This is a genomic window from Sandarakinorhabdus sp. (assembly GCF_051860625.1).
Classification (GTDB): Bacteria; Pseudomonadota; Alphaproteobacteria; order Sphingomonadales; family Sphingomonadaceae; genus Sandarakinorhabdus.
This window is the reverse complement of record NZ_JBHYDQ010000001.1, coordinates 356,473-379,368: the sequence shown is the minus strand read 5'-3', so window position 1 is coordinate 379,368 and position 22,896 is coordinate 356,473. Positions and strand designations below refer to the sequence as shown.

The window sequence follows — 22,896 nt, the reverse complement described above, 5'->3', positions numbered from 1 at the left end:
TGCTCCTCATAACGCGCTGGGCATCGCGCCGGCCACGCAGAAGCTTGCTGCGCACATAATGACGCATAGCGAACATGTTGCGGCAGCGTCTACAGGCTGATAGCGCGGTAAGCCCATGGCAACTCTGTTGTGGGGCAGCTAGACTATCGAAGTCAACCGGCGAACCCGCGTTCGCATGGTGAACAATTTGCGGGGAAACGGACGTGCGGGCGCAGCAATGACCGGATTTGTGCGGATCCTGTTCGAAGGCGAGCCCGTGTTGGCGCGCGCTGGCGAGAGCGTTGCTGCGGCGCTGACGGCGCATGGGATCAAGGGTTTCCGCACCACGCGATCCGGGGCCGAGCGCGGCCTGTTCTGCGGCATGGGCGTGTGCCAGGATTGCTTGGTGGAAGTGGATGGCCAGCCGAATCGGCGGGCCTGCATGACCAGTGTGAAGGAGCCGCTTAGCATCCGGCGGCAGCAGCACGGGCAGTCGGGCGTTTGCGATCCGAAATCGCTGCCGCCGGCGACGATCGCGGACATGCCGGTCGACCGGCCGGAATTGCTGGTGATCGGCGCCGGGCCCGGCGGGCTGTCGGCGGCCATTGCAGCGCGCAAGGCCGGTGTGGACGTGCTGCTGGTGGATGAGCGGCGCTTGGCCGGCGGGCAATATTTCAAGCCGGTGGCGGTGGCAGGCGACGATGTGGTGCCGCCGGATGCGCAGCATCGCGAAGGCCTGGCTTTGGCGCGGCAGGCGCTGGATGCCGGCGTGGTGATCCGCAACGGGGTGACGGTGTGGGGGGCGTTCAAGCCGCTGGAATTCGTGGCGTCGGTGGAAGGCGCCGGGTCGCGGCGGATCTTGCCCAGGGCTGTGATTGTGGCGACGGGCGCCTTTGAACGGGCCTGGCCGGTGCCGGGTTGGCATCTGCCCGGCGTGATGACCACCGGGGCGGCGCAAACCTTGTGGCGCACGGCGCGGCGGCTGCCGGGGCGGCGAGTGCTGATTGCCGGCAATGGCCCGCTGAATTTGCAGTTGGCGGCGGAATTGCAGGGCGGCGGTGCCGACGTGCTGGCGGTGGTGGAGGCGGCGCCGGCGGCCACGCATGATCTGGCAGCGGTGGCGGCGATGGCTGCGGCGTCGCCGGGGCTGGTGGTGCAGGGCTTGCGCTATCACTGGCAGCGGCTGCGTGGCGGGGTGGAAATGCTGCATGGCATGGTGGTGCGGGCTGTCGAGGCGGCGCCTGCGGGGCTGCAAGTCACGCTATCTGGCAAAGGCAGAGAGCGGGTGTTCGACACCGATGTGCTGTGCCTGGGCTATGGCTTTGAACCGTCGAACGAATTGCTGCGCGCGCTGGGGTGCCGGCATGATCATGATGCGGCGCAGGGCCGCCTGGTGACGTGGCGCGACGCGGACGGTCGCACCAGTGTGGCGGGCATTTATGCGCTGGGCGATTGCACCGGGCTGGGCGGCGCCCGGGTGGCGGCAGCGGATGGGCTGCTGGCGGGCTTTGCGGCGGCTGCCGATCTTGGCCATGGCATCGGGCCGGCATTGGCGCGGGAACGGCAGGCGGCGGCTGCAGCGGGGGAGCGGCATCGCCGTTTTCAGCGGGCGCTTTGGCAGGTGTATCGCGTGCCGCCGGCGATGGCCCCAGGCGACGAGACGCTGATCTGCCGGTGTGAAGAGATTAGTTTCGGCGCGGCACGGGCGGCGCTGGCCGATGGCCATGGCCAGGCCGGTGCGGTCAAGCGCGCGACCCGCATCGGCATGGGGCCGTGCCAGGGGCGTTATTGCCGGCCGCTGCTGGAGGCGCTGATCCGCGAAAGCGGCGGCGCGGCGCCCGATGAGATGTCGGGCTTTGCGCCGCGGCCGCCGGTGAAGCCGGTGCTGATCCGCGATTTGGCTGGCCGCTGAGTGATGGCGCCGGATTTGCCCGCCGAGATCGGTACGCTGGTGGTTGGCGGCGGTGTTGTCGGAAGTTGCGTGGCGGGGTTTCTGGCCGACGAAGGCCAGGATGTGCTGGTGGTGGATGATGGCGGCGGGGCCGGATCGTCGTCGAACGCCGGCAGCCTGCATGTGCAGATGCAGAGCCGCTTCATGCGGCTGTACCCGGAAAATGTGCCCAATATGGAACGGCAATTGCCGCTCTATCCCAAGGCGGTGGCGTTCTGGCAGGCGCTGGGTGCGCTACTGGGCGCCGATTTCGATCTGAAGATGACCGGCGGGCTGATGGTGGCCGAAAGCCAGGCGCAGCTGGATTTCCTGGGCATCAAGGCCGCGCGGGAGCGGCAGTTCGGGCTGGATGTCGAGATTCTGGATCGCGCGGCGCTGGACCGGATTGCACCCTATTTCGGGCCGGCGATTGTCGGCGCCGAGCTGTGCGCGAACGAGGGCAAGCTGAACCCCTTGTTGTGCAATGCCGCGATCAGGGCCTGGATCAAGGCGCGCGGCGTGGTGCTGGCGGAGCAGGTGCGGGTGACGGCGATTGCGCGGGCCGGCGCGGGCTTTGCGGTGACGACATCGCACGGCAGTGTGCGGGCCGGGCGCGTCGTGCTGGCGGCGGCGGCGGGCAGCAAGGCGCTGGCGGCCAGTGTGGACGCACGGATCGCCATCCCCGCCACGGCCGAACCGCTGCACATGAACATTACCGAAGCGACGGCGCCGATGATCGGCCATCTGGTGCAGCATGCCGATCGGATGATCACGCTGAAACAATTCGGCACCGGGCAGATCGTGATCGGCGGCGGCTGGCCGGCGCGGCAGGATGTGCCGGGCGGCCATGCCGAGGTCGAGCTGGCCAGCATGATCGCCAACGCCAGCCTGGCGCAGCATATCGTGCCGCGCATCGGCAATCTGCGGATCATCCGGACCTGGGCCGGGATCAACACGTCTGTGGACGGGATGGGCGTGCTGGGCGCGGTGCCGGCGGCGCCGGGCTTGTTCATGGCCATTCCGGGCGATGCCGGCTATACATTGGGGCCGTTGTCGGCGCGGCTGGTGGCCGATGTGGTGCTGGGCCGTTCGCCGGGGGAAGATATCGGCCCGTTCCGGCCGGACCGATTCTTCTGAAATTCGTTCGCTATGCGTACAGACTGCGCAGAAATCGTCAAAAGCCTGGGCGGTGCTCGTGGGTCCACACTCTCACAACGCTGATAAGTTACAGGAAAATTTGGTCTTGCGCGGCGTGACCCTTCTGCCCATAGTGAACAGATGGTCGCACTGCGAACAATATAGGAGCGGAATCGTTGGGGGCGACTCAGCCGGAACGCGGTCCATTGGGGCAGCATATCACGCGCCGCAGCGCGCTGCGCCTGCTGGCGGCCACCGGCGCGGCGACGGCTGTCGGGTTGACGGCTGGCTGTGGCAGCGACGACAAGCGCACCACGTTGCGCTGGTGGTCACCGCAGGCGGCGCCCGATCAGTTGCGCGTCTACAAGGCGCAGATCGCCGCTTTCGAAGCCGCCAATCCCGCCATCCGCGTGGTGTTCGAACCGACGTCGGACGAAGGCTATCCGGCGCAATTCGCGGCGGCGTTTGCGGCCAAGCAGGTGCCCAACATCGTCACCCATTTGCCGTCCTTCGCTGCGCAAAATTATTATGCCGAAGGCCTGCTCGAACCGGTCGATGATGTGATCGCGGCGGTTGGTGCGGACCAATATTTCCCCGGCGCCAACGACGTGTATCGCACCGCCGACGGTCATTATTGCGCCACCGGTATCGGCAATACCGCGGTCGACATGTTCTGGTATCGCAAGGATTTGCTGGCTGCTGCCGGTATCGCGGCGCCGCCAGCCACGTGGGATGAACTGCGCAGCGCAGCGCAGAAAATGCAGCGCGGCGGCGTGTATGGCGCGGCGCTGCCCTATGGCATGAACGCGATGACGTCGCTGATCTTCATCGGCTTCATCCACCGCGCTGGCGGCCGTGTGTTCACGCCCGATCTGGAGGTCGGCATCGATGCCCAGGCGACCTATGACGCGCTGGAATTCTTCCGGTCGATGTGGGAATTTTGCCCGTCGGGCGCGTCCAATTTCAGCTGGGGCGAAAGCCTGACGGCGTTCGTGTCGGGATCGACCGCGACGGGCATCTACGGCGGCCGCGTGCTGGCCAATGTTGCGGCGCAGAATCCGGCCATCGCCGATGCGATCAGCTGCACCACCTACCCGACCCTGTCGCGCGACATTCCGGCGTGGACGTTCAATGATTTCCCCTGCCTGCTGATCCCGAAGGGCGCGCCCAACCTGGCCGAAACCAAGGCGTTCGCCGCCTCGCTCTACCAGACCGAGCTTTATGTGCAGCAACTGCACGCGGCGCCCGGCCATGTGCTGCCGGTGCTGCGCACTGTTGCCGCGGACCCGACCTATCTCGCCAATCCGCTCATCGCCAAATATGCCGGTGAAGTCGATCTGATGACGCGCACCGCGGCGGCCGGCCATAATCTGGGCCAGGAAACGGCGGCCCACAAACCCAATCTGAAGGCCAACGAGATCATCGCCAGCAACACCATTGCCGAACTGGTGCAGCGCGTGGTGCTGAACAAGGAAAATCCGCGTACGAGCGTCGCCGCCACCGCCAAGAAGCTGGCGGAGCTGATGCGTGCCTGACGCCGCCGCCGCGCGGGGGCCGTCGCTGGAACGCCGGGATGCCCTGCTCGGGCTGGTGCTTATTGCGCCGACCATCCTGGTGCTCGGCGCGGTGATCGTCTATCCGCTGCTGTCGGCGATCTATCTGTCCTTCTTCTCGATCTACACGCCGACGCTGGACGGCAACTGGGTCGGCCTCAGCAATTATCGGGAATTGCTGGCCAATGGCGGTTTCTGGAGCGCGCTGCTGACCACCGCGATCTGGACGGTCGGCACGCTGACGCTGCAGATCATCGTCGGGGTCGGCATGGCGTTGCTGCTGCACCAGAATATCCTGTTCCGATCCCTCGCGCGTGGTCTGGTGCTGTTCCCCTATTTCCTGTCGACCGTCGTGGCCGTGCTGGTCTGGCGTTGGCTGTTCAATGATCTCTACGGTATTCTCAATGCCATGCTGATGTCGGCCGGCATCATCGATGCGCCGGTGAACTGGCTTGGCGCCATGCCCAATGCGATGCTGAGCATCATCGTGGTCGGCGCCTGGAAATTCTTCCCGTTCGTGGTCATCGCCGTGCTGGCGCGGCTGCAGACCATCCCCGAGACTCTCTATGAAGCCGCCAAGATCGATGGCGCCGGGCCGATTGCGCGCTTTTTCGATGTGACGCTGCCGCAGTTGCGCGATGTGTTGACCATCGTGATCCTGCTCAGGACGGTGTGGGATTTCAAGGAGTTCGATCTCATCTACCTGATGACCGGCGGCGGGCCGGTGAACGGCACCCGTACCTTGCCGTTGATCGTCTACCAACAAGCTTTCGGGCTGAACCAGATGGGCATGGCCGCAGCCTATGCCGTGTCGATGATGCTAGTGATGCTGGTGTTCATGCTGGCCTATCTGCAGCGCGCGCGGGCCGCATCATGAGCACGCGCCGCCCTGCCGTGCTGGCCAGCCTGATTACCTGGCCGCTGGTGCTGATCATCTCCTTCCCGTTGGTGTGGATGCTGCTGACATCGATCAAGCCGGCGGTGGAATTGTTCAGCCGGACGCCGAAGTGGCTGCCCGAAGCCGTCACCTTCGAACATTACACCCGCGTGCTGACGGACACGCCGTTCCTGAAATATTTCGGCAATTCGATGATCCTGGCGATTTCCACCACCGTGCTGGTCATCCTGATCAGCGTGCTTGGGGCCTACAGCCTGGTGCGCTTCAAATATCGCGGGCGCGAGACGCTGGCGACCTTGGTGCTGTTCACCTATCTGCTGCCGTCGGTGGTGCTGATCTCGCCGCTCTATCTGATGCTGGTCAATCTGGGGCTGGCCAACACGCTGGCCAGCCTGGTTGCGGCCTACATGACCTTCGCTCTGCCCTATGCGCTGTGGCTGCTGCGATCGTTCATGGCCGGCATTCCGGAGGATCTCGAATCCGCCGCGATGGTCGATGGTGCCAGCCGGATGGGGGCGTTTATTGATGTGGTGCTGCCGCAGGCGTTGCCAGGGATCATTTCCACCGCGCTGTTCACCTTCATCCTGGCCTGGAACGAATATCTTTATGCGCTGGTACTGGTGAACAGCGATGAGGCGCGGCCGTTGACCACCGGCGTGATGAACATGCTGATTTCGGCGTTCAACATCGAATGGTCGCTGCTGATGGCGGCATCGGTTATGATGAGCGTGCCGTTGGTGATATTGTTCGCCTTTTTCCAGCGTTATCTGACCAGCGGCTTCGGCGCTGGCGGCGTGAAGGGCTGACGCGCGTGAAAGTGGTATTTGAACAGGTTCGCAAGCTGTTTGGCGAGACGGTCGCCATCCCCAGCCTGGACCTGACGATCGAGTCCGGCGAATTCGTGTCGCTGTTGGGGCCATCGGGCTGCGGCAAGACGACGACCCTGCGCATGCTGGCCGGGCTGGAACAGACGACCAGCGGCAATATCTGGATCGGCGATCGCAATGTCGTCGATCTGGCGCCAGCGGCGCGGGATATCGCGATGGTGTTCCAATCCTACGCGCTCTACCCGCACATGACGGTTGCCGAGAATATCTGTTACCCGCTGAAGAAGCGTGGGCTGGCCAAGGCGGACCGGGCGACGAAGCTTGCCGAAGTGGCCGAGTTGCTGAAGCTGGGCGCGCTGCTCGACCGCAAGCCGAAGCAATTGTCGGGCGGCCAACAGCAGCGGGTGGCGCTGGGCCGGGCGCTGGTGCGCGATCCGTCGGTGTTTCTGCTCGATGAGCCGCTGTCCAACCTCGATGCCGCGCTGCGCGCCCATATGCGCGCCGAGCTGATCGAGCTGCATCGGCGGCTGGGCAAGACGATGGTCTATGTGACGCACGACCAACTCGAGGCGATGACGATGTCGACGCGCATCGCCGTGATGAAGGACGGCGTGCTGCAGCAATTTGCGCCGCCGGCGGAGATCTACAACCGGCCGGCCAATGCCTTTGTTGCCGGATTCATCGGCACGCCGGCGATGACGCTGGCCGATGGCATTCTGGACCATGAAGGCGGCACGGCCCGGCTGCATATCGGCGAGATGGTGATCGAACTGCCGTTCGCGGTGGCCACGGTGGGCCCGCGCGCCGTTTCCATCGGCATCAGGCCGGAGGATGTGCGGGTGGGGACAGGCCCCTGGGCTGCCGAAGTGCGCCTGGTCGAGCGGACCGGCCATGAGACGATCCTGTTTCTGGATGCCGCCGGCCAGTCGCTGACCGCGCGCCTGGCCGGATCGGTGTCGCTGCGCGCCGGCGAGATGGTGCCATTCGATTTGCGGCGGGACCGCCTGCATCTGTTCGACAAGGCTGACGGACGCCGGATCGAGGCCATGGTGGCCGATCCGGTGACTGCGTGATTGAGAAGGAAGAAGCAAGTGGATCGGAACAGTGTCAATTGGTCGGGCCCGATGCCGGCTGTCACCACCGCCTTTCATGATGACGGCCGCATCGATGAGGCGGGCTTTGCCGCCAACCTGCTGGGGCTGATCGAGGCGGGTGCCACCGGTGTGGTGGTGGGCGGCTGCACCGGCGAATTCTGGGCGCTGAGCCATGACGAGCGCAAGCATCTGTTTGCGGTGGCGTACGAAGCCATCGCGGGCCGCGCGACGCTGATCGTCGGCACCGGTGCGATCACCGTGGAGGAGACGGTGGCGTTGACCCGCCATGCCGAAGCCATCGGCTGCGACGGCGCGCTCATCCTGCCGCCCTATTTCGTGAAACTGTCGGATGACGAGATTTTCGCGCATTATGCGGATGTGACGGGCCAGATTGGCCTGCCGGTGGTGCTGTACAATATCCCCGGCAATGCCGTGAACGCGATCTCGCCGGCGCTGGCGGTGCGGCTGGCAGCGCTTGATCCGGTGGTGGCGATCAAGGAAAGCTCCGGCGACTGGAACAATTTCTATGGCACCTATCTGGCGGTGCACGACCAGTTGCGGGTGTTCTGCGGCCCGTCGTCGGTGTTTGGTGTGCCGGCCGTGCAGCTGGGGGCAGATGGCACCATCGATTGCTTCCCGAATGTCTGGCGGCGCGGTGGGCTCGATCTGTATTTTGCGGCCAAGGCCGGCGACAGCGCGCATGCGGCAGATTTGCAGGCAATCGGGCGCAAATTGACTGACCTGTTTACCAGCGAGGGCCGCACGCTGTATCCGGCAACCAAGGCCGCGATGGACATGCTGGGCTATCCGGCGGGCGGCCGGCCGCGGGTGCCATTGCGGCCGTTGACGGGGGCGCCGCTCGATGGCCTGCGCACGGGCATGCAAGCGCTCGGCCTGTTGTGATCAGCGATAAAAAGGGAGTTTTGTCATGAATGTTCAGACCAGAATATCGCGGGCTCCGGCACTGCAGCCGCCCGAATATGCGGTGGCCTTTGGTGATTATATCGGGATCGGGCCGAACGGCAATTTGTGGGTGGACGGCTGCGATGTGGCCGATCTGGCCGCCAAATATGGCACGCCACTCTATATCATTTCCGAAAACCAGCTGCGCACCAGCTATCGGGCGTTTCGCGACGCGTTTCGCGCCCATTACCCTGACGTAGAAATATTGTTCGCCAACAAATCCAACAACGGCCTGGCCATTCGCCACATCATGAACAGCGAAGGCGCCGGCGGCGATTGTTTCGGCGCGCAGGAAATGTACATGGCGCTGCTGGCCGGCACCAACCCGAAAACACTGGTGCTGAACGGCTCGAACAAGCAGACCGAAGAGCTGGAAATGGCGATCGCCAACGGTCTGTGCGTGAATATCGATGCGATGGACGAGCTGGACCGCATCAACGAAGTCGCGCAGCGGCTGGGCGTGGTCGCCGATGTCGGTATCCGCCTGAAGCTGGATCTCAATCCGCTGCATGACCGGATGGGCGTTTCGATGCACGGGCCGGGCACGCTGAAGCAGCAGAGCGATTCCACCAAATGGGGCATGACCCGCGAACAGACCGCCGACATCGTCGAGCGCGCGTTGGCGATGCCGGCAGTGCGGCTGATGGAGACGCATTTCCACCTGTCGCGCATGTCGAATGACCCTGCGGATTTCGCCGTGATGGCGCGCGAGATGATCACATGGTCCGGCTATTTGCGGGATCACACCGGCTGGGTGCCGCCGTGCATCGATATCGGCGGCGGCTGGACCTTCGGCAAATGGTACGGCACCGGGCCGAACAGCCAGCTCGATGACCAGACCGCGCCGACGGCGGAAGATTATGCCCGCCTGTGCTGCGCCGCGATCAAGGATGAGGCGCAGAAACTAGGGCTGCCGCTGCCCAAGCTGCGGCTGGAGCCTGGCCGCGCGCTGTCGGGACCGGCGGGCGTCGCCGTGGGCCGGGTCGGTGCGGTGAAGGAAGGCGAAACCCGCAAGTGGGTGAACATGGATATTTCCACCAACCATCTGTCGTGGGCGGCGGTGCTGGATTGGTATTATCATGCGGTGCCAGTGGTCGATGCCGGGGCCGAACCGACCGAGACGGTCGATCTGGTCGGGCCGCTGTGCAACAGTGATGAGGTGGGCAAGCATCGGCGCATGCCGGCGTTGCAGCGCGGCGATCTGGTCGCCTTCCTCGATACCGGTGGTTACACCGAATCCTCGGCGGCGCGGTACAATGCGCAATTGCTGCCGGCGACGGTGCTGGTGACGGGCAGCCGCGCCGAAGTCACCACCGAACGCGAGCAACTGAAGGATGCTGTCGGCCGCTTCCGCGTGCCGGCGCACCTGCTCGCCGCTTCGTTTGCGCCGGCCGAATAACATGGATCTTGGTATTTCAGGGCGCCGGGCGCTGATTTGCGGCGGCAGCAAGGGGCTGGGCCTGGCCGCGGCGCAGTCGCTGGCGCGCGACGGCGTTCACCTGACGCTGGTGGCACGATCACCCGACACGCTGGCGACGGCGGCGCAGCAGCTTGCCGACGAAACCGGTGTCGAGGTCAACTTCGTTGCAGCAGACCTGACCTCACCCGAGGACCGGGCTGCGGTGCTGGCGGCGTGCCCGGACCCGGATATCCTGGTCTGCAACCCCGGCGTGCGGCAGACGCCGGACGATTTCCGCACCATGAGCCGGGCCGACTGGGATTTCTGGCTGGAGGCACATTTCCATTCGCCGCTCGATCTGATCCGCGCGGTAGTGCCGGGCATGTGCGACCGCAAGTTCGGCCGCGTGGTCAATATCTCGGTGAGCAACATCAAGTTTCCGCAGGTGAATTTCGCCCACAGCCACTCGGCGCGGGTTGGCCTGGCCGGCGCCATCGCGTCGATGGTGCGCGAACTCGTGCCGCACAATGTGGTGATCAACAGCGTGCTGCCGGGGTTTTTCGATACCGACGCGCTACGTACCAATCTGCACAGCCACGCCGCGCGCGGCAACACCACCTACGAAGCGATTGTCGAGGATCGGCTGAAACTGACCCCGGCCCGGCGCTTTGCCGATGCGGCGGAGTGCGGTGAGCTGATCGCCTTTTTGTGCAGCGCCAATGTCGGCTTCATGACCGGGCAGAATATCGTCATCGACGGCGGCGTTTACCAGGGATTGTTCTGACGATGGAGGCTGCGGCGCCCGCGTTGATGCTCGTGCCGGCTGGCCGGGTGGTGATGATATCGGGGGCGTCGCGCGGCATCGGGCTGGCCATCGCGCGCAAGCTGGCGGCCGAAGGTTATTGTCTGTCGCTTGGCGTACGCAGTCCTGCCCGCTTCGATGCCGGTGGCTTCGATCCGGCGCTAACGTTGATTCATGGGTTCGATGCGACCGTGCCGGAGACGGCACTGGCCTGGGTGGAGGCCACTGCGGCGCGGTTCGGGCGCATCGATGGCCTGATCAACAATGCCGGCGTGCTGCGTCAGATCGATTTCGCGGACGGCGACGAGGCGATGCTGGACGATATCTGGGCGATCAATGTGAAGGCGCCGTTCCGCCTGATCCGCCACGCGCTGCCGCATCTGGCGCACGGCGACAATGGCCGTATTATCAACATCGCTTCCACCGACGGTAAGCGCTACCGGCCCGGTGTTTCGGTGGGTTACACGATGAGCAAGCATGCGGTGCTGGCGCTGACCCATGCTGCCAAGTTCGCCGGCTGGGAACATGGCGTGCGGGCAACCGCGCTGTGCCCTGGCGCGGTCGACACCGATCTGATTGCGAATATCCCCGGGGTTACGCCGCGACAGGACCGGATCGATCCGACCACGATCGCCGAAACCGTCGCCTTCCTGTTGCGCCTGCCGAACAGTTCGTCGGTGGCGGAGCTGGTGATGAACACGCGGCTTGAGACCTCGATCTAGCTGCTTTGTTTGCGCTCTGCCGGGGTACATTTCGACTCAGAATGTTGCCGCATAGCGGTTGCCTGTGCGCTCTGCGCCCACATTGGGAGGCGCTATCCAGTGCAAATGGGCCACAGTTTTCGGGCAAATGATCGTGACTCGCAACACAGTGCAGCCGGTTGCCGACTTGCAAAAGCGATCATTTATATATTAAAAACAGTATTTTACCCAGAACGCCAGCTGCGTTGAGCAACAGTGCGATGTGGCATCGACGTCCAAATTTCGGCGGCATGAAATGTTCGCATAGCAGATGCCTTGCAACACTATTGACACTCGAACGCGTTGACATTCAGACTGTGATTCCAAGGCCGCGCGTGGGGAAAGAGCGGGCCAGCCGAACATTCAAGGGGGAGCTGGACGCGGTCCGGCCTGCACAAGGGGAACGATAAATGTCGAGACTATCAACGCGTCGCCATCTGATGTCGTCGACGCTGCTTTCGGCCATGCTGGCGATGTCTGCTGGTGCCGCCTTTGCGCAAAGCGCGCCGGCCGCCGACCAGACGATGACGACTGCCAACGTGGCGGCCAATGCGGCCGAAGACCCGGCGGAAACCATCACGGTCACCGGCTCCCGGCTGGCGACCAAGAATGTCGTCTCGTCCAGCCCGGTGCAGACGATCACCGAGGAGGCGTTCGACATCCTGGGCGCCACCGACACCATCGATCTGCTCAACACGCTGCCGTCCGTCACCCGTGCGCAGGACACCAGCTTTGCCAACGGCGCCAACGGCACCTCGACGCTCGATTTGCGCGGCCTCGGTTCGATCCGCACGCTGGTGCTGGTCAACGGCAAGCGCCTGCCGCCAGGCTCGCCGACGCCGGGTGGTTATCCGTCGGATATCAACCTGATCCCGGCGCAGTTGATCCAGCGGGTCGAAATCGTCACCGGCGGCGCGTCGGCCGTCTATGGTTCGGATGCGATCGCCGGCGTTGCCAACTTCATCATGAAGAAGGATTTCGAAGGCCTGGAGATCGATGGCCTGTTCGGCTTCAACCAGTCGGTCAACAACAGCCTCGATCTGCAGCGCCAATTGGTGGCCGCCAATATCGAGCCGCGCACCGGCAGCACCACCGGCAACCAGACGGTCGATATTTCCGGGGTGTTCGGTGCCTCGCTGGGTGGCGGTCGCGGCAATGTGACGGCCTACGGGCGCTATCTGCGCAACGAGGGCCTCAACCAGTCGGAGCGCGATTTCTCGCAATGCGCGCTTGGCCTGTTTGCCAACACCGAAGCCACCTGCATCGGCGCGACCACCGGGCCGTTCCCGACCAATTTCGTGCTGAACCCGGTGTTCGCACCGGGCAGCACCACCGCCGTGCCGCTGCGCAATCCCGATGGCAGCATCCTTTTGAATGCCCAGGGCCAGCCGCGCACGTCGGGCGGCTTTGCGCTGCAGGAGGATGGCACGCTGCGTGAAGGCGCCAACAGCTTCAACTTCAACCCGTTCAACCCGCTGCGTCGCCAAGTGACGCGCATCAACGCCGGCTTCAGCGGCTGGTATGATATCACCGACGATATCGAGGCCTATGCCGAGTTCGGCTTCACCAAATCGACATCGCCGCAGATCATCGCGCCGTCGGGCGGTTTCGGTTCGGAAATCAACCGGCTGAACTGCGACAACCCGGTGCTGACCACCCAGATGCGCCAATTGTTCTGCGGCAGCGATTCGCTCACCGGCCCGTGGCCGCGCGATCCCGATGGCGATCGTTATGTGCAGGCGCAGGTGCAGCGGCGTTTCGTCGAAGGCGGCCCGCGCACGGATGATCGCACGCTCACCAACTTCCGCGCGGTTTATGGCGTGCGCGGCGACGTGACCGACAACATCAAGTTCGACGTGTTCGGCCAATATGCCGAAACCTCGCTCGATCGCCTGCAAACCAACAATGTCACCCGCCAGCCGTTGCTGAACGCGCTGGACATCATCACCGATCCCGCCACCGGCCAGCCGGCCTGCCGCGTCGCGGTGCAGGGGACAGACCGCAACTGCGTGCCGTTCATCACCAACTATGATCCCAACGGCACCAATGATCCGCGCTTGGGGGCTTATCTCGACACCCCGACGCTGACGCGCGGCAAGACCGCCCAGACCATCGTGGGCGGTACGTTGCAGTCTGATCTGGGCGCGTTCGGTATCGCCAGCCCGTGGGCAACGGATGGCATCTCCCTGCTGATCGGCGCCGAATATCGCAGCGAGACGCTGGTCACCCGGCCGGATGCGACCGCATCGTCGGGCACGCTGCTGGCTGGTGCCGGGGCGCTGCTGCCCGGCGACGGCACCACCGAGGTGCGGGACTTCTTCCTCGAAACCTCGATCCCGCTGGTGCAGGACAAGCCGTTCTTTGAATCATTGGCCTTCACCGGCGCCGTGCGCCATTCCAGCTACCAGTCGCGCAACAATCTGACTGGTGTCGAAGGCGGCAACTTCAATGCCACCACCTTCGCGCTGGGCCTCAGCTGGGCGCCGGTGCGTGAACTGCGGCTGCGCGGCCAATATCAGCGCGCCATCCGCGCGCCGAACATCCTGGAGCTGTTCCTGCCGGTCAACACCGGCCTCGCCAACGTGTCTGATCCGTGCGGCGGTTTCACCGGCAGCGCGGCGCCGCCCACGCGGTCGGCTTCGGATTGCGCGCGCACCGGGCTGCCGACCGCGCTCTATGGTTCGGTCCCGCCATCGGGTGCACAGGTCAATGTGCAAACCGGCGGGAACCCCAATCTGCTGCCCGAAGTCGGTGACACGGTCACACTTGGCGCCGTCTTCCAGCCCAGCTTCGTCAGCAACCTGTCGATCTCGGTGGATTATTTCAATATCCGCCTGAAGGGCGCGGTCGGCACGGTCCCGGCGGTGTTCACCCTGAACCGGTGTCTGGATACGGGTGAAGAACAATTCTGCAATCTGATCTTCCGCGGCCCTGACGGCTCGCTCAGCTTCCGCGGCGACCAGCCCTCGTTCGTCGATCAGCGCACGCAGAACATCGCCGGCCTGTCCACGTCGGGCCTTGACGTGCAGATCAGCTATAATCACGACATCGGCAAGCTGGGTCGGCTGATGTGGAATTATGCGTCCACCTATCTGGTCGATTTCAAGACGACGCCGGTTGCCGGTTCGATCACCACCAACTGCGTCGCGCTGTACGACAGCCAGTGCCAGACGCCGCGCTTCCGCTATCGCCATGTGTTGACGACGACATGGCGGACGCCGTGGACGATCGATATTGCGGCAAACTGGCGTTACACGTCCGGCGTTGACCGTATCAATTCGATCAATGCCACCACTGGTGAACCTGTCACCTGGACTGAGGCTGGTCGCGGCAACGCGACCGGTGCACGACTTCCCGCCCAGAACTATGTCGATCTGACGGCTTTCTGGAAGGTCCGCCCGAATTTCCAGATGCGCGTTGGTGTCCGCAACCTGCTCGACAAGGATCCGCCCGTGGTGCCGCAGTTCGGCCCGTCGCCGTCGTTCATCGTCGAAGGCAACACCGTGTCCGGCACCTACGAAGCCGCCGGCCGCTTCATCTTCGTTGGCGGCAACGTCCGTTTCTGAGGATGGGCCTTGCCGAGGAGACAGCTTGCAGCCTGGTCTGATGTCCGCTTCAATCGGCTGATTGATGATGAACCCTGGTCCAGTGGCTGCGCATGGGGCCCGTCTCGCTTCCCCCGAGACGGCCCCCCATGTTGTTTTGCGGGTCCAGCCCGTTTTGATTGCATAGCAAGGAGAAGAGCCGACATGTCCGCTTCCGCACCCCGGCTGATTGCGCCGCTCACCCGCATGACGGCAACCGCCTTTGCTGCATTCCTGCTGGCATCATCCGCCTGGGCGGCAGCGCCCGATGGCCTGGTGGCCGATGATCTGGCGGCGCTGCAATGGCGTGAAGTCGGCACCGCGATGTCGAGCGGGCGCATCACCCGCTTTGCCGTGCATCCCACCGATCAGCGGATCATTTATACCGCCAGCGCGTCGGGCGGCCTGTGGAAGACGGTGAACGGCGGCACCACCTGGACGCCGGTGTTCGAAAAGGGCGGCACCATCTCGATGGGTGAAGTCGTGCTCGATCCGAATGATCCCGAAACCGTGTGGATCGGTACTGGCGAGCAGAATAATGTGCGCAGCTCGCTTTATGGCGATGGCGTCTATCGCTCGCGCGACGGCGGCACCACCTGGGAGCATATGGGGCTGAAAGAAAGCCGCCACATCGGCCGTATCGTGGTGCACCCGAAGGACAGCAACACCGTGTTCGTCGCGGCGCTGGGTTCGTTGTGGGGACCGAACGAGGAACGCGGCCTGTATCGCACCAAGGACGGCGGCAAGACCTGGACGCGCCTGCTGCGGCCGAGCCAGTTCACCGGTGTCGTGGACGTGGCGATGCACCCGAACAATCCGAATATCCTCTATGCCGCCACCTTCCAGCGCGAACGCCGCATGTGGAGCATGATCGGCGGCGGCCCGGAAGGCGGCCTGTGGCGCAGCACCGATGGTGGTGACACCTGGGCGCGGGTCGGTAATGGCTTCCCGACCACGGCGGTCGGCCGCGTCGGGGTGACCTTCTGCCCCAACAATCCCGATACGATGTATGCCACCGCGGTTGGCCCCGATGGCGGCACGTTCCGGTCAACCGATGGCGGCAACAACTGGGAACGCCGCAACGCTCAGGTCCAGAGCCATTGGTATTATGGCGAAATCTTCTGCGATCCGAAAAATCCGAATAGTGTCTATGTGCCGGTCACCCCGCTGCTGCATTCCAAGGATGGCGGCAAGACGTTCACCAACCTGTTGAAGACTCAGGTCCACGGCGACAATCACACGCTGTGGATCAACCCGAAGGATAGCAACCATCTGCTGATGGGCGGTGATGGCGGCATGTACACATCGCATGACGCAGGCCAGCTTTGGAACTGGCAGGCCAACCTGCCGCTGATGCAGCTCTATACCGTCGCGGCCGACATGCAGGAGCCGTTCTACCATGTTTATGGCGGCACGCAGGACAATGGTTCGTGGGGCGGCCCGATCGGCACGCGGTTCGATGACGGCATCACTAACGAGGATTTTTCCTTCCTGTCGGGCGGCGATGGTTTCTATGCGGTGGCCGATCCGACCGATCCGGACATCATCTATTCCCAGTCGCAATATGGCGGCCTGGTGCGCACCAACCGCGCCAGCAAGGCGCAGAAGCGCATTCAGCCATGGCAGCCGCAGAAGGGCGAATTCCCGCCCTATCGCTGGAACTGGAGCGCGCCGCTGGTCATCTCCCCGCATGATGCCAAAACCATCTATTTCGGCGCCAATGTGCTGTTCCGCAGCCGCGATCGCGGCGATACCTGGGAACGGATCAGCCCGGATCTGACGCGGCAGCTGAGCCGGGACAAGTTGCCGTTGCAGGGCAAGATCCAGCCGGCGGGCACCATCGACCTGCATTCGAGCACGGCGCTGTATGGCAATCTCCACTCGGTGTCGGTCTCGCCGATGCGTGCCGGCTTGCTGGCGGCGGGCACCGATGACGGGTTGATCCAGGTCAGCCGCGATGACGGCCGCACCTGGCAGAAATCGGCCAGCTTCCCGGGCGTTGCCGATCAGATGAAGGTTGGCATGGTGACCTGGTCACCGACGAAGGAAGGCACGCTTTATGCCGTGTTCGATGGCCACAAGGACAATGATTTCAGGCCGCACGCGGTGCGCAGCGATGATTATGGCGTGACCTGGCGGAACATCTCCGCCGATCTGCCGGCGTTCGGCCCGACCAAGAGCATTGCCGCCCACCCGAAGAACGGCGAACTGCTGTTTGTCGGCACCGATATGGGCGTCTATGTCTCGCGCGATGGCGGCGGCCACTGGTTGCCGTTGCGGTCGGGCCTGCCGACCAATTCGGTGCAGGGCATATTGGTTCACCCGCGCGAGAATGATCTGGTGATCGGCACCCATGGTCGTGGTTTCTGGGTGCTCGACCAGCTCAATCTTGTCGAGAAGCTGACGCCGGAGGTGGTGGCTTCGCACTCCTATCTGGCGCCGCCGCGGCGGGCGACGCAGATCCGCGATGTGGCCCGTGGCCGCAAGAACACCGGCCACAGCTATTTCACCACCAAGAATCCGCCGCGCGGCGCCATCATCGATTACTGGGTGGGCACAACGGGCGCCGGCCAGCCCGTGTCCATCGAAATCATGGACGGCCAGGGCAATGTGGTGCGCAAGCTGACGCAACCGACCGCCAAGCGCGGTGCGCAGCGCGCCGTGTGGGATCTGCGCTTCGAAGCGCCGCCGAACGCGTCGACCTCTTCCTATCGGCGCATGCCGGGGCGGTTCGTGATGCCCGGCACCTATCAGGTGAAGCTGACGGTGGGTGACCAGGTGCACACCCAGCCACTGGAGGTGCGGCTCGATCCGGCGATCAGCATCGCGGCCATCGACAGTGCGGCGCTGGAAAGCCTGTTGGCGTCACAGGCCAAGCTGGTCGCGGCCACCTATCATGCGGGCAAGACGGTGGGCGACAGCCTGACACAGACCACCGCAGTGGTGAAGGCGCTGAAGGATGCCAAGGCGGACCGCAAGCTGATCGCGCGGGCCGAAGCAGCGATGAAGGAAGCGGATCGGCTGAATGTCGTGCTGAACGGCCGCGAGGAAGGCCTCGCCCAACAGGAAACCTTCCTGCCGCTGGGCGATCTGACGCAGCGCCTGTATACGACCACTCAGGAATACACGGCGGCGCCCAGCCAGGCGCAGCGGCAGATGACACAGGTGGCGCAAGGCGATGTGCAGAGCCTGTACAAGGATCTGACCGCGCTGGTGGCGCAGATGCCGGCATTGCAATCGGCAACGACGGCAGCCGGTGTGGCGTGGCCGACCGCGACGCTGCCGCAATTGCCGGCCGAAGCGGTTGCCGCAGCGCAGCCTTGAGAAAGTGGAAAGCATGACGAAGCGTCTCTCTATCCGCCTTGGCCTCGCAGCGGTCGCCGCCCTGATCGGGGCCGCGCTGGCGGCCCCGGCCGCGGCGCACGGTGTCACCCTGCTGCCCTTCGAGACGGCAAAGTTTCGCGAAGGGCATCGTGAGGCGGCGATTGCACGGCGGGCTGATTTTGCCCGCCGCATGAAAGGCGGCATCGCGGTCATCACCAGCGCCGACCGCACCCAGCCCAATCTGTATGAAAGCTACACGATCGACACGGAAAACAAGGATTTCGTGTTCCTGACCGGCATCTATGACACCGTGCCGCCCGGCCATATCCTGGTGCTCAACCCCGGCGGCACCACCTACAAGGAAGTGCTCTATACCGACATGAGCCCCTATGAGGCGGCGCGGCTGTCGGGCATCAAATATGTGTTCCCCAAGGCCAAGTTCCTGGAGCACATGAGCAGCGCGCTGAGCGATTATCGCAACCTGCGCATCACCCAGTTGCGCTTCAAGGAGGTCGCGTCGGACTTTTCGTGGGGCTGGGGCGACAAGGAAAAGCTGCTCTATGTGAACTACCCGCGCATCGACAATCTGAACGAGCCGCCAGCGCCGCGGCTGGCGTTCCTCGATCGCATCCGCGCCACCACCAGCGAAGTGGTGTTCAAGGATGCCGGCGATCTGCTCGATCCGATGCGCATGATCATCGATGGCTTCGGCCGCAAGAATCTCGATCGCGCTATCGCCATCACCGGCATCGGCCTGATGGAAGGCATGAAGGCGGCCAAGGCAGGCATGACCACCCTGCAGGTGATGGAAACCACCGATTATCTCTATCGCTTCAACGGCGCTACGCTGGGCTTCAACACCGGCGTCTCGCTGGCCAGCAACATGAACGATGAAATCAAGTGGGAGTCTGCTGCGGCAGAGGAGGCAGCGCGCAAGGGCGATGCCCGCATCGTGCCCGGCAGCCTGGTGCATTTCGACACCGGCGCGGCGATGAACCATTATTCCGCCGACATCCAGCGCACCGTGCCGGTCGACGGCAAGTTCACCGCTGAACAGCGGCGCGTCTATCAGGGCGTGCTCGATGTGCAGAAGGCGGTGATCGCGGCCGTGAAACCCGGCGCGACCTGGGCACAATTGCAGCAAATCGCCGAAACGGAACTGCGCAAGAAGGGCGGCTGGGACAAGAGCTACACCTATGGCATCGGCCATTTCATCGGCCTGGAAACCCACGAACATGGCGATTATGTCGGGCCGCTGAAGCCCGGCATGGTGATTGCCATCGAGCAGGGCGCCGTGGTGGATGGCACGCGCGTTGCCTTCGAAGATGATGTGCTGGTGACCGAAACCGGCCATGACTGGCTGACTCGCTTCATCCCGATCGAGATTGACGAGGTGGAGGCACTGCTTCAGCAGCCTTCAATCTATGTTCCCAAGCAACCGGCCAAGCCATCACAATGAACGGACGGCGCCCATCATAAGCCCGATGCCGGTGGCAAAGGCGCTGTTCATCGCATTGGCGGTGGTGCAAGCTGGGGCGGAGCCGGCGCGCGCGCAGGCCGTGCCGCCACCCCCGCCAGCGCAAGCGCCAGAAGAAGCGTTCATCACGGTGACCGCGCCGACGCTGCCTGGCCGCGTCGCGACGCCGCTGGTCGGCCTGAAACCCGAAGCTCTGCTCGATCGCCAACCGCGCAATGTCGCCGATGCGCTGCGCGGCTTGCCCGGCGTGTCGATCCGCACCAATTCGCGCGGAGAGACGTCGCCGCGGGTGCGTGGCGGCGATGAACGGCAGACCTTGGTGTTCCTGGATGGTGCGCCGCTGGCGGTGCCGTGGGATGGTCGTATCGATCTTGGCCTGATTCCGGCCGGCATCATCGGCAGCCTGTCGGTGCGCAAGGGCGCCGGCGCCATCGAATATGGTGCCAATGCGGTCGCCGGCGTCGTCGATCTGCAAAGCCGGCTGACTGGCGCCGTCGCCCAGGCGCAGGCCGGGCCTTTTGGCCTCGTCAATCTGTCGGCGGCCGCCGCGGTGCCGGTGGGCGGCCTGATGGTCACGCTGGGGGCGGCGCATCAGGCGCAGGATGCGCTGGTGGTGGCACGGTCGTCGGCGCTGCCGTTCAATCAGCCAGCCGGGCGCCGCCGGCTCAACACCGATCTGGCCGCCACCAGCCTGTTCGGCGCAGTGGGCGGCGAGACCGGCGATCTGAAATGGCGGGCCAGCCTGCTCCATATCGATGCGCGGCGCGGCATTGCACCGGAATCGGATCGTGACCCGGCCGAGGCGGCGCCACGCTTCTGGCGCTACCCGGATTGGCAGCTGACGCAGGCGCAGGTTGCGCTGCAACTGCCGCTGGGTGCGGCCATGGCGCGGGCGGTGGCGTGGCGGCAATGGTTCGGGCAGCGCATCGATGGCTATCGCGACGCCAGCTATACCACGCTGCGCGGCCGCGAGGAGAATGATGACGATATGGTTGGTGGGCGGTTCACGCTCAGCCATCCGGCCGGCCCCGCCATGCTGCGCTGGAGCCTGTCGGCACAGCGCGGCGGGCATCTGCAGACCGACACGGCGTTTCCGACTGGCGTGGCCAGTCCCACCCTGCGCTTTGCCCAGGTGCTGGCGTCAGGCGGCGTCGAGGCCGATCTGCCGATTGCCCGCGGCACGGCGTTCACCCTCGGGCTGGCGCTCGATCGCGCCAGCTATCCGCTCACCGGCGACAAGCCCCCGCAATCGGCCCGCCAGGCCGCTGCCTTTTCCGCCGCTGTGAAGACCAGGCTTTCTGACGAGCTCGATCTCACCTTGTCGGCCGGGCGGCGCAACCGCTTTGCTTCGGCCCGCGAGATGTTCGGCGAAGCTATCGGGCGGTTTTTGCCAAATCCCGCGCTGGCGCCGGAGCAGGTCTGGCTGGTCGATGCCGAGCTGGTCTGGCGCCGCGCCCCCATCAGCGTCACCTTCAATCCATTTATCGCGCGCACACTGAACAGCATCGGCCAGCGCATCGTGCCGGTGAACGGCGCACCCTTGCGCCAGCGCTTCAACCAGAGCGCCGCGACCAGCGTGGGGGCCGATATGGCGGTGCAGGTGAAACTGGCGCCAGACTTGACGCTGGAGTTCACTGGCACCGCGCTGAATGCCAGCGCGGACGGGCAAGCCTTGCTGCAGCGACCTTTCCACGAGGGGATGGCAGCGATCGACTGGGCGCCCGGCGAGGTCTTCGACATGCGCGCCGAGCTCCGCCGCACGGGCCCGGCGCGCGATCAGGATATCGATGGCCGCCTGGTGCGGCTGCCACCGGCCACCGAGATCAACTGGCGCGTGCGTGTGCCGATGCTCTGTGTGGGCGGCGCGCGGCTGTCGGCGACGGCGGCGGTGGACAATCTCACCAACGCGGTCGTGTTGCCGCAACTGGGGCTGCCGCTGGCCGGCCGCACCGTGCGCATCGGCATCGCAGCGACATCGTCTGCGTCATGCTGATCCACCGGCATCCAGCGCCGCGCTCATGTCCGCCACGGTGGCGCCGCGCTGGCCAATCGGCGCGGGCGGGCCGGTCGTGCTGTCCACCGCCGTCTGCCGTTCCGCCTCGGCATTGATCAGCCCGCCGACAAGAATGGCGTAGGCCGAGACGTAGAGCCACATCAGCAAGACGACGACGGCGCTCAAGGAGCCGTAGGTCACATCATAATTGGCGAAATTGCCGGCATAGAGGCCGAAGCCCAGGGTTGCCGCCAGCCACAGGATGGTCGCGGTAACGGAGCCCACGCTGAGCCAGCGCCAGCGCGCATGGGCGCGGTTCGGCGCAAAGCGATACATGGCGCCAATGGCGAGGCAGCACAGGCCGCCCGCCACGCCCCAGGTGAGCAATTGCACTGCCAGCACCGCGAGCCGACCCCAACTGGCCAGCAGATCATTGGCATAGCCGAGCATGGTTGCCGCCAGCACACCGACGATGCCGGTGAGCACCGCGCCGATGATCAGCGCGATCGAGGTGAAGAAGCCGCGCACCAGGCCCCGGCGATTATCCTCGTCATAGATGACGTTCAGCGCCGAGATGATGGCGCCCGACGCGCGGCTGGCGCCGAAGATCGACACGCCGAGCGCCAGCAGCAGCCCGACGCCCTTGCGACCGGACGCGGCGGTGGTCAGGGCGATGAGCTGTTCATAGATCAGCTTGGCGGCTTCGGCCGGCACCAGATCGATAATGCGCATCATGTGGCGCGACACCACGGCGGGATCGGCGATCAGGCCATAGCTCATCACCAGCGCCGCAAGCAGCGGCACGAACGACAGAAAGGCGTAGAAGGCGACGCCAGCCGACATCAGGCTGAGATTCTGGGCGTTGTTGGCCGCCCAGACGCGTTTCAGGATGCTCTGCCAGGTTGCCTTGGAAAATTGCACCGGGGAGCCGGCGGCGGCGCCGGCCGCTTCGCTTTGCGGGGGCGCGGGCTCTGCCGGTGGTGGCGGTGCCGGAGGGGGCGACGCGGGATCGGCCAGCAGGCCGTTGGCGGCCACGGCACTGCCCGCCGCCACCCAGGCAAACAGCAAGCCCAGCACGGTCCGCCCGCGCTGCCCTTCGCGCGATGCAGCGGGCAGGCGGCGGGCGCTGGCCAGCGCGACGGCGACGATCAGCGCCCAGCGCAGCGTGCCCGGCTTGTTGTGCGCATCCGCCATGC

The 22,896-nt window shown here is 64.9% G+C and carries 15 protein-coding genes; 14 read left to right on the top strand and 1 reads right to left on the bottom strand.

Annotated features, from left to right (window positions below; genetic code table 11):
• Positions 1–217 precede the first annotated feature (217 nt).
• From ACTIEZ_RS01760 to ACTIEZ_RS01695, 14 genes are all read left to right on the top strand, one after another.
• Complete coding sequence (locus ACTIEZ_RS01760; protein WP_439544921.1) at positions 218–1,891, top strand: FAD-dependent oxidoreductase; 1,674 nt, start codon at positions 218–220, stop codon at positions 1,889–1,891.
• A gap of 3 nt (positions 1,892–1,894) precedes the next feature.
• Positions 1,895–3,046: an NAD(P)/FAD-dependent oxidoreductase gene (locus ACTIEZ_RS01755; protein WP_439544920.1), complete on the top strand. Its 1,152-nt coding sequence runs from the start codon at positions 1,895–1,897 to the stop codon at positions 3,044–3,046.
• A 176-nt stretch (positions 3,047–3,222) separates the two neighbouring features.
• A complete protein-coding gene (locus ACTIEZ_RS01750) occupies positions 3,223–4,581 on the top strand; it encodes an ABC transporter substrate-binding protein (protein ID WP_439544919.1) in 1,359 nt (452 codons plus the stop codon).
• On the top strand, positions 4,574–5,476 hold the full coding sequence (locus ACTIEZ_RS01745) for a carbohydrate ABC transporter permease (protein WP_439544918.1): 903 nt from the start codon (positions 4,574–4,576) through the stop codon (positions 5,474–5,476). The genes ACTIEZ_RS01750 and ACTIEZ_RS01745 overlap by 8 nt, the downstream gene beginning before the upstream one ends.
• A complete protein-coding gene (locus ACTIEZ_RS01740) occupies positions 5,473–6,303 on the top strand; it encodes a carbohydrate ABC transporter permease (RefSeq protein WP_439544917.1) in 831 nt (276 codons plus the stop codon). Before ACTIEZ_RS01745 ends, ACTIEZ_RS01740 begins: the two co-directional genes overlap by 4 nt.
• A 5-nt stretch (positions 6,304–6,308) precedes the next feature.
• Positions 6,309–7,397, top strand: coding sequence for an ABC transporter ATP-binding protein (locus ACTIEZ_RS01735; RefSeq protein WP_439544916.1), 1,089 nt, complete (start codon positions 6,309–6,311; stop codon positions 7,395–7,397).
• 18 nt (positions 7,398–7,415) lie between these two features.
• The gene (locus ACTIEZ_RS01730) at positions 7,416–8,321 is read left to right on the top strand and encodes a dihydrodipicolinate synthase family protein (protein WP_439544915.1); all 906 of its coding nucleotides are present in this window, start codon (positions 7,416–7,418) and stop codon (positions 8,319–8,321) included.
• A 25-nt stretch (positions 8,322–8,346) separates the two neighbouring features.
• Positions 8,347–9,780, top strand: a complete 1,434-nt coding sequence (locus ACTIEZ_RS01725) for a diaminopimelate decarboxylase family protein (RefSeq protein WP_439544914.1) — start codon at positions 8,347–8,349, stop codon at positions 9,778–9,780.
• Position 9,781: 1 nt separating this feature from the next.
• Entirely contained in the window at positions 9,782–10,564 is a 783-nt protein-coding gene (locus ACTIEZ_RS01720) for an SDR family oxidoreductase (RefSeq protein ID WP_439544913.1), read from the top strand.
• 26 nt (positions 10,565–10,590) lie between these two features.
• Positions 10,591–11,304, top strand: coding sequence for an SDR family NAD(P)-dependent oxidoreductase (locus ACTIEZ_RS01715; RefSeq protein WP_439544912.1), 714 nt, complete (start codon positions 10,591–10,593; stop codon positions 11,302–11,304).
• Positions 11,305–11,732: 428 nt separating this feature from the next.
• Positions 11,733–14,888: a TonB-dependent receptor domain-containing protein gene (locus tag ACTIEZ_RS01710; RefSeq protein ID WP_439544911.1), complete on the top strand. Its 3,156-nt coding sequence runs from the start codon at positions 11,733–11,735 to the stop codon at positions 14,886–14,888.
• Positions 14,889–15,071: 183 nt separating this feature from the next.
• Positions 15,072–18,230: a WD40/YVTN/BNR-like repeat-containing protein gene (locus ACTIEZ_RS01705; RefSeq protein ID WP_439544910.1), complete on the top strand. Its 3,159-nt coding sequence runs from the start codon at positions 15,072–15,074 to the stop codon at positions 18,228–18,230.
• A gap of 13 nt (positions 18,231–18,243) precedes the next feature.
• Positions 18,244–19,689 (top strand): M24 family metallopeptidase, encoded by a 1,446-nt coding sequence (locus ACTIEZ_RS01700; RefSeq protein WP_439544909.1) that lies wholly within the window; start codon positions 18,244–18,246, stop codon positions 19,687–19,689.
• A 31-nt stretch (positions 19,690–19,720) separates the two neighbouring features.
• Positions 19,721–21,700 carry a TonB-dependent receptor plug domain-containing protein gene (locus ACTIEZ_RS01695; RefSeq protein WP_439544908.1) on the top strand — a complete coding sequence of 660 codons (1,980 nt, stop codon included), beginning with the start codon at positions 19,721–19,723 and terminating at the stop codon, positions 21,698–21,700.
• Here ACTIEZ_RS01695 and ACTIEZ_RS01690 read toward each other — a convergent pair.
• Positions 21,692–22,894 carry a YihY/virulence factor BrkB family protein gene (locus ACTIEZ_RS01690; RefSeq protein WP_439544907.1) on the bottom strand — a complete coding sequence of 401 codons (1,203 nt, stop codon included), beginning with the start codon at positions 22,892–22,894 and terminating at the stop codon, positions 21,692–21,694. The two genes, ACTIEZ_RS01695 and ACTIEZ_RS01690, sit on opposite strands and share 9 nt — an antisense overlap.
• Positions 22,895–22,896: the final 2 nt, after the last annotated feature.

Bases quoted from the DNA above. Each gene is read 5' to 3' on its own strand.
- ACTIEZ_RS01760 (WP_439544921.1), top strand. From the start codon at position 218: ATGACCGGATTTGTGCGGATCCTGTTCGAAGGCGAGCCCGTGTTGGCG.
- ACTIEZ_RS01755 (WP_439544920.1), top strand. From the start codon at position 1,895: ATGGCGCCGGATTTGCCCGCCGAGATCGGTACGCTGGTGGTTGGCGGC.
- ACTIEZ_RS01740 (WP_439544917.1), top strand. From the start codon at position 5,473: ATGAGCACGCGCCGCCCTGCCGTGCTGGCCAGCCTGATTACCTGGCCG.
- ACTIEZ_RS01725 (WP_439544914.1), top strand. From the start codon at position 8,347: ATGAATGTTCAGACCAGAATATCGCGGGCTCCGGCACTGCAGCCGCCC.
- ACTIEZ_RS01720 (WP_439544913.1), top strand. From the start codon at position 9,782: ATGGATCTTGGTATTTCAGGGCGCCGGGCGCTGATTTGCGGCGGCAGC.
- ACTIEZ_RS01715 (WP_439544912.1), top strand. From the start codon at position 10,591: ATGCTCGTGCCGGCTGGCCGGGTGGTGATGATATCGGGGGCGTCGCGC.
- ACTIEZ_RS01710 (WP_439544911.1), top strand. From the start codon at position 11,733: ATGTCGAGACTATCAACGCGTCGCCATCTGATGTCGTCGACGCTGCTT.
- ACTIEZ_RS01705 (WP_439544910.1), top strand. From the start codon at position 15,072: ATGTCCGCTTCCGCACCCCGGCTGATTGCGCCGCTCACCCGCATGACG.
- ACTIEZ_RS01700 (WP_439544909.1), top strand. From the start codon at position 18,244: ATGACGAAGCGTCTCTCTATCCGCCTTGGCCTCGCAGCGGTCGCCGCC.
- ACTIEZ_RS01690 (WP_439544907.1), bottom strand. From the start codon at position 22,894: ATGGCGGATGCGCACAACAAGCCGGGCACGCTGCGCTGGGCGCTGATC.